At 63.2% G+C, this 751-nt stretch carries 1 protein-coding gene; it reads left to right on the top strand.

The window, feature by feature from the left end:
• Nucleotides 1-98: 98 nt before the first annotated feature.
• On the top strand, nucleotides 99-751 hold a 653-nt coding region (gene dmeF, locus AC1D00_RS43785), incomplete at its 3' end, for a CDF family Co(II)/Ni(II) efflux transporter DmeF (RefSeq protein WP_477015024.1).

The following is a 751-nucleotide window of genomic DNA, read 5'->3' as shown; positions in this document are numbered from 1 at the left end:
GTCAATCGCCGGTTTCGGCGGCATTTGACGTTAGAAAGATATGCTGCCGGGGCCTATATTCGGGCCACGCAGATTCTGTTTTCCGGAGAGTTGAGCCGATGCACTCCCATTCCATCGAGCAATGGACCCATGACCACGCCTTCCTCGGCGACCGGCACGACGAGAACGAGCGGCGCACCTGGCTCGTGGTGGTCCTGACCCTGGTCATGATGGTCGGCGAGATCGTCGCCGGCTCGCTGTTCGGCTCGATGGCGCTGCTGGCCGACGGCTGGCACATGGGCACGCATGCGGCGGCGCTCGGCATTGCCGCGTTCGCCTACCGCTTCGCGCGCCGTCATCTGGGGAATTCGCATTTCACTTTCGGCACCGGGAAGTTCGGAGACCTTGCCGCCTTCTCCAGCGCGATTATCCTCGGCCTGATCGCGGTCGAGATCGCCTATGAGAGCGTGCTGCGGCTGTTCACGCCGGTGCCGATCGTCTATGGCGAGGCGATCGCGGTGGCGGCGCTCGGCCTTTGCGTCAACCTCGCCAGCGCGTGGCTGCTGCGCGGCAGCCATGATCACCATCATCACGGCCATGATCACGGCCACGGCCATGCGCATCATGATCACGACGATCATGATCATCACCACCACCATCATCACGACAACAATCTTCGTGCGGCCTATGTCCACGTCATGGCTGATGCCGCGACCTCGGTGCTCGCGATCTGCGCGCTGCTGGTGGCGATGTCTTCGGGATGGGTCTGGGC

Source organism: Bradyrhizobium sp. P2_E8, from assembly GCF_056403875.1.
This window is presented reverse-complemented; position numbering and strand designations above follow the sequence as displayed.